Consider the following 14,604-nt stretch of genomic DNA (forward strand, 5'->3'; position numbering starts at 1 on the left):
GGTCAGTAGCATTCCCCAGCGGCCGGGGTGTTGTCCAGATCACCCTCAACGTGGACAGACGACCGCCCGGGAGGCCCGTGCCCAGGCGAGGGCTGCCCTACTTGTAGACGATGGTGAAGGCGTACCGATCGACCGTCCTGGAGTAGACGGCCAAGTGGCAATCCTCGCCGCCGCCATAGATGGTCTTCCCCTCGTTCTGCAGCCTTTCCATCGCGTTGAATCGTGCCGACGAGCAGTTGTAGAGCTCCTTGTACCCCTCCTCGGAGTAGTACTCGTAGTTGCCACCCATCGCAGAAGCCGGAGTGGCAGCGAGCATCATGCCCGCTCCGACGGCAGCAGCCGCGAGGCCGGCTGTGATGGTGTTGGTGAGATTCCCGCGCATGGCCCTAACCCTTCATTCGATAGTGGTATGGATCACCGTCATCATCCCTACGCACCGGACCTTGGCATGACCACAACATCAGCTTGACCTCACCTGATCGAGCGGGATTCTCGCCGCCGCCCAGCCGTTGTCCCGGCCAGTCCCCAGACCGCATGATGTCCTGGCGCCGGATCCCCGACGTCCCCCTCCAGGAGCATCCGAAGACCGCACCGTCCGCCTGTCGAGGCCTAGCCCAGGTCAACATCCCCGCCAACGACGTCGTGGCGGCGCGGGACTGGTACGCCCAGGCCCTCGGGATCGACCCGTACCTCCAGCAGCCTGACGCTGAGGCCCCGGCCTACGTGGAATTCCGCCTGGGTGACCACCTGGATGAGTTCGGCATCATCGACCGCCGCTACCTTCCGTAGGAGCACTCCGGGGCCACGGAGCACGAACCGGCGGCGCTACACAGCCATCCTGCCGGGCCACAGGAAAGATCACTGTGGCGGGGCAGGAACGCAGTGGCTGGCGGAGACTTCACGGTAGATGAGCCGGAAGCGCTCGCACACCACGGGCATGTCCGGCCGCCAGCCGCGCGGGTCAACAGCATGAGACCGCCAGTAGCGCTCGTGGATCTCCCGCCAAGCGCTCAGGCTCCGGTCCCCCTCTCCTTCGGACCAAGCGTGGTCAGCGTCAACCCCATCAAAGGGCAGCACCCGCACGTCCGTGGTCTCGATGACGGCCCGGGGCCGTGCTGCTCCGTCGAGGATCACGCTGAACGTCCCGGCCTGCGGCAGGGGCTCGCCCGTTGCCTCCAGGTCCCACGCCGAGGACGCGGTAGCCGTCTTGGTGCCGGCCAGGACGAGTTCCAGCAAGGCGTCGGCGTGGTCCTCGGTTGCACCGAAGGCCCATGCTTCCGGCGGCTCCGACGGCAGGGCGGGGGCGGCGGTCCTGGCGCGGAGCCAGAAGGCGGTCTGTGGATGGTCCGGTGTTGTGGTCACCTGCCCCAGCCTAGGCAGTGGCCGACCACCGTGAGGTGCACAAGGACCCGGCCTCCTGACGCACGAGAGAAGCCCGGAAACATACGTTTCCGGGCTTCTCTCACGGCGGAGGATGGGGGATTTGAACCCCCGAGGGCGTTAACCCAACACGCGTTCCAGGCGTGCGCCATAGGCCGCTAGGCGAATCCTCCTGACGTGCCCCGCTCCGGCCACACTGGGCAACCGACGCAAGAGCGAGATTCATCCTACCCGACCGGTGCCCCCGGGGACCAATCGAGCCGTTCGGGCCTCGCCCACCGTGACCGGCTCAGCCCGCAGCGGCCGCGTCAGCCTCCCGTACGATCGCCAGCGCGAAGCCGTCCCAGCCCTTGCCGCTGACCGTCTGCAGGACGGTGCCATCCAGCCGCGGGTCCTGGCCCTGGCGCTCCAGGTAGGCGCGGATTCCGGCCACATCAGCGGCGTCAGCACCGGTGCTGGAGTCGTCCAGCACCCGGCCGCCCCGCACCACGTTGTCTCCGATGATCACGGTCCCCGGCCGGGAGAGTCGCAGCGCGGCCTCGAGGTAGTTCGCGTTGTTCGCCTTGTCCGCATCGATGAAGACCACGTCGAACGGACCGGCTCCGGAGTCGATGAGCTCCCGCACGGTCTCCAGCGCGGCACCGACCCGGATCTCCACGCGCTCGCCCAGCCCTGCCGCATCCAGGTTCTGCCGGGCCACCTCGGCATGGCGGGGCTCATATTCCAGCGTGGTCACCCTGCCCTGGGGCCCGACGGCGGCCGCGAACCATTGCGTCGAATACCCACCGAGGGTGCCGAACTCCAACACCGAGCGGGCCCCCGCCAGCTCGGTGATGAGCCCCATGAGCTTGCCCTGCCCGGCCGGCACCTCGATGGGCCGCAAGCCGGCGGCATGGGACGCCTCGCGGGTCCGCTCATAGGCTGCGTCCGGGCGGATCGCTGTCGCCACAAGATAGTCGTCAACGGCGGCCCAGTGCTCCAGTGAGGTCATACCCCCAGCGTAGGCGCGGCTCGCCCGAGCAGCGGCACAGGAAGTCGGACGCCGGTCCGCGCCTCAGTGAGCCGCGTCGGCCACACGCTTCCAGCGGCTGGCGCGGATGAAGGACCGGACGCCCAGCACCACATAAACCACGAGCACCACGAAGGTCACGGTGCTGGCGATGACGGCGGCGGGCCGCTCTGCCTCTCCGGCGAACAGCGCCCCCAGCTGCATGACATTCATGAACGTGCCCACGATTCCCAACAGGGCCAACACCAGTCCGGCATGGACGCCGATCTTGGGGCTCTTCAGGCCGATCAACCCGCCGATGAGGATCAGCACCCCGAGGATGGCCGGGATGAGCGCAGTCCAGCTCGTGGCCCCGGACGTGAAGTAGGCGATCACGCCGACGATGATGAGCAGCACGCCGACGCCGATGGTGATCCCGGGCATGGGGCTGGGAGGGCCGGCAGCGGGTGAGGCAGCGCTGGCGGGAGCGTTTCCGGCGGATCGGCGGGTGGGATCAGGGGACATGGCGGCATTCTCCTTGCAGTCGGACTGTCGTCGGCTTGTTGTCGGTACTGCCCTGCACTTTCTTCTACACATCGTAGAAGAAATGCGACCGAGCCGCGCACCACCGCCCTCCGGTGGTATGGTGGACGACGGCCCCTCACGTGGTGTCATCTCGCTGAACTCCCCCAGGACCGGAAGGTAGCAAGGGTAGGTGGGCTCTGGCAGGTGCGTGGGGGGTCTTTAATTTCCTTCAACACGTCCCCTGACGGCCCGACAGTCCGGAGGTCCCGTGCCCGCAGGCCGCTACGCCCCCAGCCCGTCCGGCACCCTGCACCTGGGCAACCTGCGCACCGCCATCCTTGCCTGGCTCTTCGCCCGCCACACGGGCCGGGACTTCCTGCTGCGCATCGAGGACCTGGACCGGGTCCGCTCCGGCGCCGAGGCCGAGCAGCTCGCCGACCTGGCGGCGATCGGCATCACGTGGGACGCCGAACCCGTCCGCCAGTCCGAGCGCATCCACCTCTACGAGGAGGCCCTCGCCACCCTGGGCGGACTGGACGGCGGCCTTGTCTACGAGTGCTTCTGCTCCCGCAAGGACATCGCCGAGGCCACGAGCGCACCCCATCCCGTGCAGCGCACCCCCTCCGCACAGCCCACCCCCTCCGCACATCACCTCAAATCGAGTAGGGATGCCCCGGTCTCCGTATTACCGCCCGGTTCCTATCCCGGCACCTGCCGGAACCTCTCCGCGGCCGACCGTGAGCGCCGCCGTCGCGACCGTCCCGCCGCCCTGCGGATCGACGCCGCCCGCGCCGCCGGCCTGCCGGACGGCCAGGCCCCCGTCCACCGCGTGACGGACCGGCTGAACGGGACGGTCCAGGCCGGCGTCGACGATTTCGTGCTGCGCCGCAACGACGGTGCCTACGCCTACAACCTGGCGGTGGTGGTGGACGACCTCGCGCAGGGCGTGGACCAGGTCGTCCGTGGCGATGACCTGCTCTCCTCCACGCCGCGGCAGGACTGGCTGGCCCGGCTGCTGTCCGGGCGCGCGGGCCGGCGGCCGCCGGAGACCGAGTACGTGCACGTCCCGCTCGTGCTCAACGCCGCCGGCCAGCGGCTGGCCAAGCGGGACGGTGCGGTCACCCTCGCCGACCTGGCTGCCGTGCCCGACGGCGGCTGGTCGCCGGAGCGGGTGCGAGACCTGTTGCTGGACTCGCTCGGGCTGCCGGCCGGGCCACTGGAACTGGCCCTGGAGCACTTCGACCCGGACGCCGTGCCGGATGCCCCGTGGACTCCTCCACAGACCCCCGCCGCCCCTGCGGGGACCCCCGAAGAGAAGATAAGGTTCCATAGGTGACTACCGCCCTGTACCGCCGCTACCGTCCCGACTCCTTCGAGGACATCATCGGCCAGGAGCATGTCACCGTGCCCCTGATGACCGCCCTGGACAAGGACCGGGTCAACCACGCCTACCTGTTCTCCGGTCCGCGCGGCTGCGGCAAGACCACCTCGGCCCGCGTCCTGGCCCGCTGCCTGAACTGCGCCGAAGGCCCCACGGGCCACCCGTGTGGGGTGTGCGAGTCCTGCCGTGAGCTGGCCACCGGCGGCTCGGGCGCCCTGGACGTCATCGAGATCGACGCCGCCTCCCACGGCGGCGTGGACGACGCCCGCGACCTGCGCGAGCGCGCCACCTTCGCCCCCGTGCGGGACCGCTACAAGATCTTCATCATCGACGAGGCCCACATGGTCACCTCGGCGGGCTTCAACGCGCTGCTGAAGATCGTGGAGGAGCCCCCGCCCCACATCAAGTTCATCTTCGCCACCACGGAGCCGGACAAGGTGATCGGCACCATCCGCTCCCGCACGCACCACTACCCGTTCCGGCTGGTCCCGCCGGAGCCGCTCATGGAGTACCTGGAGCGGCTGTGCGTGCAGGAGAACATGGACGTGGAGCCGGGCGTGCTGTCCCTGGTGGTCCGCTCCGGCGGCGGCTCGGTGCGGGACACCCTCTCCGTGCTGGACCAGCTGATGGCCGGCGCCGCCGAGGGCGCGATCGGCTACGAGCTGGCCGTGAACCTGCTCGGCTACACCCCGGACGCCCTGCTGGACGATGTGGTGGACGCCGTGGCCGCCGCCGACTCCCAGACCGTGTTCCGCGTGGTGGACCGGGTGGTGCAGTCCGGCCAGGACCCGCGCCGCTTCGTCGAGGACCTGCTGGAGCGGTTCCGGGATCTCATCATCGTCAAGGCCATGCCGGAGTCAGCTCCCGCCGTGCTGCACGGCATGCCCGAGGACCAGGTCCGCCGCCTCGAGACCCAGTCCGCCCAGCTGGGCCACGGCGAGATCTCCCGCGCCGCGGACATCACCAACCAGGCCCTGACCGAGATGGTCGGCGCCACCAGCCCGCGCCTGCACCTCGAGCTGCTGATGGCCCGGCTGATGCTGCCCACCACGGACGCCACCGAACGCGGGTTGGCCGCCCGCCTCGACCGGATCGAGCGCCGGCTCGCCTACGGCGGGTCCCCGGAGCCCACCGAGCACCCCGCCCCGCACGACGCCGGCCCGGCCCGTTCCGCAGGCCCGTCGCCGGAGGTTGGTCCGTCGGCCTCTCAACCCGGCGCCGCACGACCCGATGCCGGCCGGCCGGCTCCCGGTGAACAGCCGGCGCAGCCCCAGGGCGGCGCCGCCGCGGCCGCGGGGCTGTCCGGAGCCGCGCTGGCCCGCGCCGCCATGAAGCGCGGGGAGGCCGTAGAGAACTCGGGGCCGGTTGCAGAGCCAGCAACCGGGCCGGCCGAGACCGTGGCCTCCCCGGCGGCCGAGCCCGAGACTCCCTCGGCGCCGCAGCGGCCCACCACCGCGCCGTCCCCCGACTGGGGTGGCGGCTGGGGCTTCGTGCCCGAGCCAGAGCAGTCCGCACCGGAGCAGGGTGCCCAGTCCGGACTGGCCGCACCGGCCGAGCCGGCCGAACGTCCCGCGCAACCGGATGCACCCACCGAGCGCACCGCTACGGAGGGTGCGTTCCGTCCGGAGCCCGCTGCCCCTGCGCGCCCCGAGCCCGCGCAGGAGGTGGCGCACGAGGTGACGCGGCGTCCGGAACCCGCGCAGCCGGCGTCGTCCCCCCAGGGCGGCAGCGCCGGACAGGTGGAGATGATCCGGCGGGCGTGGCCCGAGATCCTGGCGTATCTGGAGGAGCACTCGCGGCTCATCTGGATGCTCGTCTCGCAGAACGCCTCCGTGGCGGGCTTCGACGGCCAGCTGCTGACCATCGGGTTCTCCGGGGACGGCCCCCGGGACACGGTCCAGCGCCGCGGCGGGGACCGCACCATCGCCGAGGCCGTCCACTCGGTCCTCGGGATCCAGCCCCAACTGGACCTCATCACCGGGGGGTCCGCACCCGCGGGTGGTCCCGGCCCAAAAGCTGAGGGCCGCCCCACCCCGGCGGCCCCCGCACCGGCAGCACCGTCCGTCCCCACCCCTCCGGTGGATACCTCCCAGGACACGCCGGCGGCCGATGCCCCGCAGGACACTCCGGCGGCTGACACCCCGACCACGGCGGCCTCCCGGCCCGAGACGGCGGCACCGGTGGAGACGACCGAGGCAGTCGAGGCCACCGCACCAATTGAGGCGGCACCTGTCGAGGCAGCGGGGCCGGTGCACGATGCCAGCAATACCGTTCCGGGGGCGGGCCTCGAGACGGGCCATGCCCTGAAGAGCGATGAGCCCGTCGGGTTGAGCGCCGCTGAGCCGAGCCAGCCGACGGTTCCGGAGGACCTGCCGGCCGACGACGTTCCCGTCTCCGACTGGGCCGGCCCGGGCGGTGCCTACCCAGACGAGGATGTGCCCCCTCCCTGGGACGAGGAGCCCGAGCCGGAGGACGATGACGGCTACGCCCGCCAGTGGGGCGAGGAGCCCGGCGCGCCCGCCATCCCCGCTCCCGAGCCGGCGGCGCCCGCGATCCCCCGGCCGGAACCCGACGCCTCTCGGATCCCCCGGCCGGAGCCTGGCGCGTCGGCCATTCCCCGGCCGGAGCCCAGCTCCACGCCGGTTCCGCGGCCCGAGCCCGCTCACGCTCCCATCCCCCGGCCCGAACCCGGGCTGGGCGGCATCCCGTCGTTCGCCAGGTCCGAGGCGGAGATGCGGGCCGAGCGCCGCGCGGCCGGATCCGGACCGACCGGCAGGACGCCGGCCGACGCGCCCTCCGCCGACTCGGCCAGCACTCCGGGCGGCACCTCGACGGGCGCCCCAAGCGCGGCGCCGTCCCCCGCCGCAGACTCGCCGCACCAACGGCGGGCGAGCCGGTTCCAGCAGATGATGGAGCAGTACAACCAGTCGCAGGCCTCCGCAGCCGGGCCGTCTGCGTCGGCCGGGGCGGGGGCACGGCCAGGCCAGCCCGGTGCACCCGGGGTGACGGGGCCGGCGTCGGGCCCCTCCACCGGCGGTGCGGACGGGGCGGCGGCGTCCGGGTCCGTAAGCTGGGGTGACGAGGTTCCCAGCGAGGACGACATCACCATCGAGGAATCCGGCATCGCCGGGCGCAAGGTGGTGGAACGGCTGCTGGGCGGCCGCTTCATCGAGGAACGGATGCTGGACGGCAGTCCCCTGTCCTGACCCGGCCTGAGCGCCCCTCCGCCGCCCGGCGGGAACCGTATCCACCGGCCCATCGGCCGGTCCAGCAACGCAGAGAACGCAGAAGGTGGTCGGTAGCGTGTACGAAGGTGCGGTCCAGGACCTGATCGACGAACTCGGGCGGCTGCCCGGGATCGGGCCGAAGTCCGCCCAGCGCATCGCCTTCCACATCCTGGAGGCGGATGCCGAGGACATGCTCCGCCTGGCGGAGGCGATCCGCACGGTCAAGGACAAGGTCAAGCTCTGCTCGATCTGCTTCAACATCTCCGAGCAGGAGACCTGCGCCATCTGCCGCGACGAGCGGCGCGACGGGACGCAGGTGTGCGTGGTGGAGGAGTCGAAGGACGTCATGGCGATCGAGCGGACCCGCACGTTCCGCGGCCGGTACCACGTGCTCGGCGGCTCCATCAATCCGATCGCGGGCATCGGACCTGATCAGCTGCACATCCGCGAGCTGCTCACTCGGCTCCAGGATGCGACCATCGAGGAGGTCATCCTCGCCACGGACCCGAACCTGGAGGGCGAGGCCACGGCCACGTACCTGTCCCGCATGCTCGGCTCCACCGGACTGACGGTCACCCGGCTGGCCTCAGGCCTGCCGGTCGGCGGCGACCTGGAGTACGCCGACGAGGTCACGCTCGGGCGGGCCTTCGAGGGCCGCCGCAACGTGGCCGGCTGAGGCGAGGTCAGGGCAGGCGGTTGAAGGAGAAGTGTGAGCCGTCGGCCTCGCCGGTCACCGTGCTGAAGGGCTCCTCCAGCCGGCCCAGCAGCCGGTCCACGGTCTGCTGGAAGTGCTCGGCGAGGGTCCGCTCGGCAGCCAGCCCCTCGCCGTCGGAGATCTGTCCCATCAGGGTCCGGTGGACGTCCAGGATGTCCGTGCGCACCACGTAGCCGTCCCGGTGGGACAACGCGGCCAGGCGGGTCTGGACGATCAGCGTGGAGGCCATGGCCGTCATCCGCAGATTCCCGGTGGCCTCCACCAGCCCGAAGTGCAGGTCCAGGTCCGCGTCCCCGATCCGGCGGGCATCCGAGCCGTCCGCGAGGGCCGCCTCCAGCGCCGAGAACAGGTCCCGGACGGTCCCCACGTGCCGCTCCCGGTCCGCGGGCTCGAGCCCGGCGAGGTGCCGCACGGCGGCCCCCTCGATCGCCAGGCGCGCCGCGTACAGCTCCGCCACCTGGTCGACGCCCACGGTGACCACGCGCAGGCCGGCTCCGGGGCGGGCCACGAGCAACCCCTCCTGGACCAGGCGCTGGGCCGATTCGCGCAGGGGGCCGCGGCTGACCCCGAGCTGAGAGGCCACCTCGGCCTCACGCACGGAAGAGCCCGGGAGCAGGGTGCCGCCGTAGATGGCGTTGCGCAGCTCCACGGCGATGAGGTCCACCGTGGACGGACGGCGCACCATGTTCACCAGAGGCCTGGTGACCGGGCCGTTCCGGCGGAGGGCATCCCGGTCCTGGGTCTCGTTCATGGGGCGGTTCCTTTCGACGCAACCACGATCATTCCACGCAGCGGACCATGCAGCGGACTCCGATCCTTCCACGCGAATCGTTATATTGTCGACATTCTTCAGGTCGACGTTCTGATGGTGACCCCGTTCACAGTCTGCTAGCGTCGGGCGGAGGCTGCCCGCAACGCACCTAGATTCACGCACCGTCATCCATCGCACCACCGGCCTCCCCCGCCGGCAGCCTCGGGAGGTCCGGGCAGCTGAGGAGCACGCCATGACCATCCAGCACCTGACCACCGCGACACCCCCGGTCGCCCGCCACCGCACCTCCCGGCGCCTCCTGCAGGGCGCGGGCCTGCTGGCCGCCTCCGCCCTGATGCTCACCGCCTGCGGGGGCGGCGACGCCGGATCCGAGGGCAGCCCGGAGGGCGGCGAGGGCACCACGGCCGCGGCCGGCAACACCCTGGAACGCCTCCAGGAGGAGGGCACCATCACCGTCGGCATCGCCGGCGAGGTCCCCTACTCCTACCTCGAGGACGGCGAGCCCGCCGGGGCCACTGTGGCCATGCACGAGCAGATCTTCGCGGACATGGGCATCGAGAACGTCGAGGCCGAGCTGGTCGAGTGGAACTCGCTGATCCCTGGCCTGAACGCCGGCCGCTTCGACGCGGTCTCCGCGGGCATGTCCATCCTTCCGGACCGCTGCGCCCAGGCCGCCTTCTCCGATCCGGAGATCATGTACACCACCACGCTGATGGTCCAGGAGGGCAACCCCCTGGGCCTGACCGACCTGGACTCGGTCAAGGAGAAGATCGATGCCGGCGAGAGCGTGGACCTGGCCGTGCTGGCCGGCGGCATCGAGGCCGGCTACGCCGAGTCCCTCGGACTGGACGTTCAGTCCGTCCCGGACGCCCAGACCGGTATGGACACCGTGGCCAACGGCCGCGCGGACGCCTTCGCCATGACCGCGATCTCGCTGAACACCCTGGCCGAGGAGAACCCGGACGCCGGCGTGGAGACCACCGACGCCTTCGTCCAGGTGATCGACGGCGTGGAGCAGATCGGCGCCGGCGGCACCGTGTTCCGCCAGGACGACACCGACCTGCTGGAGGCCTACAACGAGGCCCTCGCCTCTGTCACCGAGTCCGAGGACACCTATCTGGAGGTGGTGGGTGACTACGGCTTCACCGCCGAGAACCTCCCCCCGGAGGACCTGACCACCGAGCAGCTCTGCGCGGGCGACCTGGGCTGATAGCCGGTGCTTGAGAACCTTCAGGCCACCGCCGAGGCCTGGCCGTTCCTGGCCCAGGGGCTGTGGGTGACCATCCAGCTCACGGTCATGGGTTCGGCACTGTCCCTCGTGCTGGCGGTGATCCTCGGGTTGATGGCCGGGGCCTCCAACAAGGCCCTGGCCATCCCCGGCCGGATCATCATCGAGTTCTTCCGCGGGACCTCGCTGGTGGTCCAGCTGTTCTTCATCTTCTTCGTGCTGCCCCAGTTCGGGTTGGAGCTGCCGGGGATGGTGGTGGGGGTGCTGGCCCTCGGCCTGAACTACGGCGCCTACTGCGCGGAGGTCGTGCGCGGCTCGATCGCCTCCGTGCCGCAGGGCCAGTGGGAGGCCACCACGGCCCTGTCCATGTCCCCGGTCCACCGGATGCGCCGCGTGATCTTCCCGCAGGCGTGGGCCCTGATGATCCCGTCATTGGCCAGCCTGCTGGTGCACCTGCTCAAGGGCACCGCCATCGTCAGCGTCATCCTGCTGCGGGACTTCACCTTCTACCTGGACCAGCTCACGCGGGAGACGAACACCTTCTGGGCCTATGCCGCCGTCGGGCTGGTGGGCTACTTCGTCCTGGCGCTGATCCTGACGCTGTTCATGAACGCCCTGGAGGCGCGCGCGAAGAACCGGCTGGGCCGCGGCCCCTCGCTGCGTGAGGTCCTCTCGCCCACACCGACCAACAAGGACGCCCTGTCCACGGCAGGAGGTGGAGTCTGATGGAGAGCCAACGCGACCTGTGGAACTGGGATCTGGCGTTCCAGGCCCTCCCGGAGGTCCTCGAGGGCTTCCTCACCGTCACCCTGCTGGTGACCGTCCTCTCCACCCTGATCGCCGCCGCGCTGGGGCTCGTCTGGGCCATGATCATCCGCCTGGCGCCGCAACCGATCTCCGGCATCGTCAAGTGGATCGTCAGCTTCATCCGCATGACCCCGATCGTGGTGCAGCTACTGTTCGCCTACTACACGTTCCTCATGTTCGACGCGATCCCCATCGGGATCGTGGTGTTCGGTATCCACTACTCCACCTATATGTCCGAGGTGTACCGCGCCGGGATCGACGCGGTCCCGAAGGGCCAGTGGGAGGCCACCACGGCACTGTCCATGTCCACGCGACGCACCTGGACCGCCGTCGTGATCCCCCAGGCCCTGCGGGCCACCGTGCCGGCCCTGGGCAACTACGCCATCTCGATGTTCAAGGACACCCCGTTCCTCTTGGTGATCGGCGTGGTGGAGATGGTCAACGCCGCCCAGATCTTCGGCGGCAACAACTTCCGCTACGTGGAGGCCATCACCCTGGCTGGCATCATCTTCCTGCTGGCCAGCTACCCCACCTCCGTTCTCATCCGCCGATTGGAGAAGCGCCTTGCCTACGCCTACTGACCCCACCGCCACCACCCCCGGTGCGCGGGCCGGGGCCCCCGCACCGATCATCGAGTTCCGGGACGTGGAGAAGCGCTTCGGTGACAACGTGGTCCTCAAGGACCTGAACTTCCACGTGAACAAGGGCGAGCGCGTCACCCTGATCGGTCCCTCGGGGTCCGGCAAGACGACCATCCTGCGGCTGGTCATGACGCTCGAGGAGGCCACGGACGGGTTGATCCTCATTGACGGGGACCCCCTGACCCACCGGGTCGAGGGTGGCCGGCGCGTGCGGCTGTCCAACAAGGAGATCAAGAGGACCCGCACCCGGATCGGCATGGTCTTCCAGCAGTTCAACCTGTTCCCGAACATGACCGTGATCGAGAACATCACGGAGTCCCCCATCCACGTGCTGGGCCAGTCCAAGGACGACGCCCGGGCCAAGGCCCAGGACTTGCTGCACAAGGTCGGGCTGGATGACAAGGCGGACGCCCATCCCTCGTCCCTGTCCGGCGGCCAGCAGCAGCGTGTGGCGATCGCGCGTGCCCTGGCCATGGACCCGGAGATCCTGCTGCTGGACGAGGTCACCTCCGCCCTGGACCCGGAGATCGTGGACGAGGTCCTGGGGATCCTGCGGAACATCGCCGAGACCACGGACATCACCATGCTGATCGTCACGCACGAGATGCAGTTCGCCCGGGACGTCTCGGACCGCGTGCTGATGTTCGACGGCGGCTCGATCGTGGAGGACTCCGACCCCCACACGATGTTCACGGCCCCCACCCACGACCGCACCAAGAAGTTCCTGCGGGCCGTGCTCGGCGAGGGGCAGATCGGCACCCGCTGACGACGGCGGCCGGTTACGCCACGCGCGTGCCTCGCGGTAGGCGGGCGGCCGGGGCCACGAGGCGGGCGCGGGCCCACGCGAACAGGGCGCCGGCCACCACCACCTGGATGCCCAGTCCGAGCGGCCACACCGGGGTGCCGTCGTGGGCCTCGATCTCGTCCTGGTCCATCAGCTCGCCGTTCGCGCATTCCACGTTCATCTCCGGCGGCCGCTGCAGGAAGCGCACCCCGGAGGAGATCGAGGTCATCACCCCGTCGGGAGCCCACGTGGACGGGTCGTCCGGGTCGTAGGGCGGCTTGTCCGGCTGCGGCACGGCGTCCGCCACCACCACGAAGGGGTTCGCCGCCAGCATCCAGTACGTGGAGCGCGCGTCCAGGGTCTCCGTGGACGTCATCGGGCCGGTGCAGCGCACGGGCGACCAATCCATGGAGTCGTAGCCGGTCTCCTCGTCGAAGCCGGGCTCCTCGTCCGGATACACGGCCCGGTTGGAGGGGACGGAGGTCACGGCCAGCGGCGCGGTCAGCCCGAAGCCGATGAGCGTGCCCAGGGCGAACAGCGCCACCAGCAGGTAGGTGACCACCACGGCGAACAGGGTCCGGGGCACGATCGCGGAGATGGCGGTGCCGAGGGCGCAGATGACCCCGAGCTCCACGGCCACCATGAGCACGAAGACCACCAGGCCCGCCACGTCCAGCCCGCCCAGCACCACGGCCAGGACGATGTACGGCAGGGCGGTGAGCAGGAAGACGAGCGCGGCGATCCAGGAGGCCAGCCACTTCCCCGTGAGCAGCTGCCCGGGGGTGGCCAGGGTGACCTGGACGATCGCGAGGGTGCCGCCGGCCCGGTCCCCGCTCACGGTGCTGGCGGACATGGCCGGGGCCACCAGCAGGCCGAAGAACAGCACGAAGCCCACCATGGCCTCGAACACGAACCGGCCCGGGCCGAAGAACATCTCGTCACCGGCCAGCGTGTTGAAGCTGGCCACCGCGCCCCACGTGACCAGGCCGATCACCACGAACCAGACGGCCAGCATGATGTACCAGGCCCGCGTGCGCAGGCGTTGGCGCAGCTCCATCTGGATGATGTTCCCGAGGGCCGCACCCCAGCCCAGGCGCTGCGCCGGCCGTGCCGTTTCCGTGATCGTCGACATCAGGCGTGTCCCCCGTCATCCACCGAGCGCATCCGGTCCAGCTCCAGGTAGGTCGTCTCCAGCCGTGAGGCACCGGGGGTGAAGGACAGCACGCGCACCCCGGCCCCCACGAGCGTGGCGAGCAGGTCGGCGGCCTCGGCGGCGGAGGCCACCTCCACGCTGACCGAGTCCTGGCGGCGCCCTGCAGACCGGTAGGCGATCGAGTAGTGCTCCAGCGCCGTGCGCAGGGCCGCCACGTCCAGCGCGGTGATGAGGTAGCGTCCGCCGGCGGTGCCGTCCCGGCTGAGGTCCTCCACCCGGACGGTGGCCCCCTCCCGGATGAAGACGGCCAGGTCCGCCATCTCGTCGAGTTCGGAGAGCACGTGGGAGGAGACGAGGATCGTCTTGCCCGCGGCGGCCATCTGCTTCAGGTCGTCCCGCAGGCGGATCCGCGAGCCGGGGTCGAGGCCGGAGGCGGGCTCGTCCAGCAGCAGCACCGCCGGGTCGTGGATGATGGCCCGGGCCAGGGACAGCCGCTGCTGCTGGCCGCGGGAGAGCACCCGGGCCGGCTGGTCCGCCAGGGTGGCCAGCTCCTGCCACTCGAGCAGCTGGCCCGCCCGGGAGCGCACCGCGTCCCGGTCCATCCCGTAGAACCGGCCCATCGTCACGAGGATCTCGCGGGCCGTCAGCGACTCCCACACCCCGAGGGTGTCCGGCATCCACCCGGTGTTCCGGCGCACGGCCCGCGGGTCCACCACCGGATCGGCACCGCCGATGGTGACGGAGCCGGCGTCGGGCCTCAGCAGGGAGGCCAGCACCAGCATCAGGGTGGTCTTGCCCGAGCCGTTGGGGCCCACCAGGGCCGTGATGGCCCCCGCCGGGGCCATCAGGTCCACGCCCTGCAGGGCGTGCACCGCGCCGAAGCTGCGCGTCACCCCGCTCACGGTGATGCCCGCCGCGGGCGCGTCCCGCGCGGGGACGTCTGGGGAGGTGACGGCGTCTGTGGTCATGGGTACATCGTGGGGCACGGCACCGGCGGCGGCAA

Annotated in this window: 15 protein-coding genes, 1 tRNA gene and 1 other RNA gene; 9 read left to right on the forward strand and 8 right to left on the reverse strand. The window is 70.7% G+C overall.

Annotated elements, in window-relative coordinates; genetic code table 11:
* Window positions 1-97: 97 nt before the first annotated feature.
* The gene (locus RE421_RS01510) at window positions 98-382 is read right to left on the reverse strand and encodes a hypothetical protein (protein WP_309813160.1); all 285 of its coding nucleotides are present in this window, start codon (window positions 380-382) and stop codon (window positions 98-100) included.
* Window positions 383-534: 152 nt separating this feature from the next.
* Between RE421_RS01510 and RE421_RS01515 the strand changes: the two genes are divergently transcribed.
* Window positions 535-789 (forward strand): hypothetical protein, encoded by a 255-nt coding sequence (locus RE421_RS01515; protein ID WP_309813166.1) that lies wholly within the window; start codon window positions 535-537, stop codon window positions 787-789.
* A 69-nt stretch (window positions 790-858) separates the two neighbouring features.
* Here RE421_RS01515 and RE421_RS01520 read toward each other — a convergent pair whose 3' ends face one another.
* The 4 genes from RE421_RS01520 to RE421_RS01535 all read right to left on the reverse strand — a co-directional run bounded on the left by RE421_RS01520 (window position 859) and on the right by RE421_RS01535 (window position 2,893).
* Entirely contained in the window at window positions 859-1,362 is a 504-nt protein-coding gene (locus tag RE421_RS01520; protein WP_309813169.1) for an ASCH domain-containing protein, read from the reverse strand.
* A 106-nt stretch (window positions 1,363-1,468) separates the two neighbouring features.
* Window positions 1,469-1,553 (reverse strand) — tRNA-Ser (locus RE421_RS01525).
* A 116-nt stretch (window positions 1,554-1,669) separates the two neighbouring features.
* On the reverse strand, window positions 1,670-2,371 hold the full coding sequence (locus RE421_RS01530; RefSeq protein WP_309813171.1) for an O-methyltransferase: 702 nt from the start codon (window positions 2,369-2,371) through the stop codon (window positions 1,670-1,672).
* A gap of 63 nt (window positions 2,372-2,434) precedes the next feature.
* Window positions 2,435-2,893 carry a hypothetical protein gene (locus tag RE421_RS01535; RefSeq protein WP_309813175.1) on the reverse strand — a complete coding sequence of 153 codons (459 nt, stop codon included), beginning with the start codon at window positions 2,891-2,893 and terminating at the stop codon, window positions 2,435-2,437.
* Between the two features lie 127 nt (window positions 2,894-3,020).
* Between RE421_RS01535 and ffs the strand changes: the two genes are divergently transcribed.
* The 4 genes from ffs (at window position 3,021) to recR (ending at window position 8,177) form a co-directional block, all read left to right on the forward strand.
* Window positions 3,021-3,117: signal recognition particle sRNA small type (gene ffs / locus RE421_RS01540), an RNA gene on the forward strand.
* Window positions 3,118-3,161: 44 nt separating this feature from the next.
* Complete coding sequence (gene gluQRS / locus RE421_RS01545; protein WP_309813178.1) at window positions 3,162-4,229, forward strand: tRNA glutamyl-Q(34) synthetase GluQRS; 1,068 nt, start codon at window positions 3,162-3,164, stop codon at window positions 4,227-4,229.
* Window positions 4,226-7,480, forward strand: coding sequence for a DNA polymerase III subunit gamma and tau (locus tag RE421_RS01550; RefSeq protein WP_309813180.1), 3,255 nt, complete (start codon window positions 4,226-4,228; stop codon window positions 7,478-7,480). The genes gluQRS and RE421_RS01550 overlap by 4 nt, the downstream gene beginning before the upstream one ends.
* A 97-nt stretch (window positions 7,481-7,577) precedes the next feature.
* Window positions 7,578-8,177 carry a recombination mediator RecR gene (gene recR, locus RE421_RS01555; protein WP_309813183.1) on the forward strand — a complete coding sequence of 200 codons (600 nt, stop codon included), beginning with the start codon at window positions 7,578-7,580 and terminating at the stop codon, window positions 8,175-8,177.
* A 7-nt stretch (window positions 8,178-8,184) separates the two neighbouring features.
* Here the strand turns inward: recR and RE421_RS01560 are convergent, their stop codons facing one another.
* Window positions 8,185-8,967, reverse strand: coding sequence for a GntR family transcriptional regulator (locus tag RE421_RS01560; RefSeq protein ID WP_309813185.1), 783 nt, complete (start codon window positions 8,965-8,967; stop codon window positions 8,185-8,187).
* 253 nt (window positions 8,968-9,220) lie between these two features.
* Between RE421_RS01560 and ehuB the strand changes: the two genes are divergently transcribed.
* Genes ehuB through RE421_RS01580 form a run of 4 tightly spaced genes read left to right on the forward strand, consistent with a single transcriptional unit; the run spans window position 9,221 to window position 12,430 of the window.
* Complete coding sequence (gene ehuB / locus RE421_RS01565) at window positions 9,221-10,198, forward strand: ectoine/hydroxyectoine ABC transporter substrate-binding protein EhuB (protein WP_309813189.1); 978 nt, start codon at window positions 9,221-9,223, stop codon at window positions 10,196-10,198.
* 6 nt (window positions 10,199-10,204) lie between these two features.
* A complete protein-coding gene (locus RE421_RS01570; protein WP_309813192.1) occupies window positions 10,205-10,942 on the forward strand; it encodes an amino acid ABC transporter permease in 738 nt (245 codons plus the stop codon).
* On the forward strand, window positions 10,942-11,604 hold the full coding sequence (gene ehuD / locus RE421_RS01575; RefSeq protein WP_309813194.1) for an ectoine/hydroxyectoine ABC transporter permease subunit EhuD: 663 nt from the start codon (window positions 10,942-10,944) through the stop codon (window positions 11,602-11,604). Before RE421_RS01570 ends, ehuD begins: the two co-directional genes overlap by 1 nt.
* Complete coding sequence (locus RE421_RS01580; RefSeq protein ID WP_309813197.1) at window positions 11,588-12,430, forward strand: amino acid ABC transporter ATP-binding protein; 843 nt, start codon at window positions 11,588-11,590, stop codon at window positions 12,428-12,430. The genes ehuD and RE421_RS01580 overlap by 17 nt, the downstream gene beginning before the upstream one ends.
* 13 nt (window positions 12,431-12,443) lie before the next feature.
* Here the strand turns inward: RE421_RS01580 and RE421_RS01585 are convergent, their stop codons facing one another.
* Both RE421_RS01585 and RE421_RS01590 read right to left on the reverse strand, forming a co-directional pair.
* The gene (locus RE421_RS01585) at window positions 12,444-13,580 is read right to left on the reverse strand and encodes an ABC transporter permease (RefSeq protein ID WP_309813200.1); all 1,137 of its coding nucleotides are present in this window, start codon (window positions 13,578-13,580) and stop codon (window positions 12,444-12,446) included.
* Window positions 13,580-14,569: an ABC transporter ATP-binding protein gene (locus tag RE421_RS01590; RefSeq protein WP_309813201.1), complete on the reverse strand. Its 990-nt coding sequence runs from the start codon at window positions 14,567-14,569 to the stop codon at window positions 13,580-13,582. The genes RE421_RS01585 and RE421_RS01590 overlap by 1 nt, the downstream gene beginning before the upstream one ends.
* Window positions 14,570-14,604 lie beyond the last annotated feature (35 nt).

Origin of the sequence: Citricoccus sp. I39-566, from assembly GCF_031432995.1 — a bacterium.
Lineage (GTDB): Bacteria > Actinomycetota > Actinomycetes > Actinomycetales > Micrococcaceae > Citricoccus > Citricoccus nitrophenolicus_A.

Excerpts from the sequence above, each read along its gene's own strand:
- RE421_RS01590 (WP_309813201.1), bottom strand. The coding sequence starts at position 14,569 with ATGACCACAGACGCCGTCACCTCCCCAGACGTCCCCGCGCGGGACGCG.
- RE421_RS01530 (WP_309813171.1), bottom strand. The coding sequence starts at position 2,371 with ATGACCTCACTGGAGCACTGGGCCGCCGTTGACGACTATCTTGTGGCG.
- RE421_RS01585 (WP_309813200.1), bottom strand. The coding sequence starts at position 13,580 with ATGTCGACGATCACGGAAACGGCACGGCCGGCGCAGCGCCTGGGCTGG.
- RE421_RS01510 (WP_309813160.1), bottom strand. The coding sequence starts at position 382 with ATGCGCGGGAATCTCACCAACACCATCACAGCCGGCCTCGCGGCTGCT.
- RE421_RS01560 (WP_309813185.1), bottom strand. The coding sequence starts at position 8,967 with ATGAACGAGACCCAGGACCGGGATGCCCTCCGCCGGAACGGCCCGGTC.
- RE421_RS01515 (WP_309813166.1), top strand. The coding sequence starts at position 535 with ATGATGTCCTGGCGCCGGATCCCCGACGTCCCCCTCCAGGAGCATCCG.
- ehuD (WP_309813194.1), top strand. The coding sequence starts at position 10,942 with ATGGAGAGCCAACGCGACCTGTGGAACTGGGATCTGGCGTTCCAGGCC.
- ehuB (WP_309813189.1), top strand. The coding sequence starts at position 9,221 with ATGACCATCCAGCACCTGACCACCGCGACACCCCCGGTCGCCCGCCAC.
- RE421_RS01535 (WP_309813175.1), bottom strand. The coding sequence starts at position 2,893 with ATGTCCCCTGATCCCACCCGCCGATCCGCCGGAAACGCTCCCGCCAGC.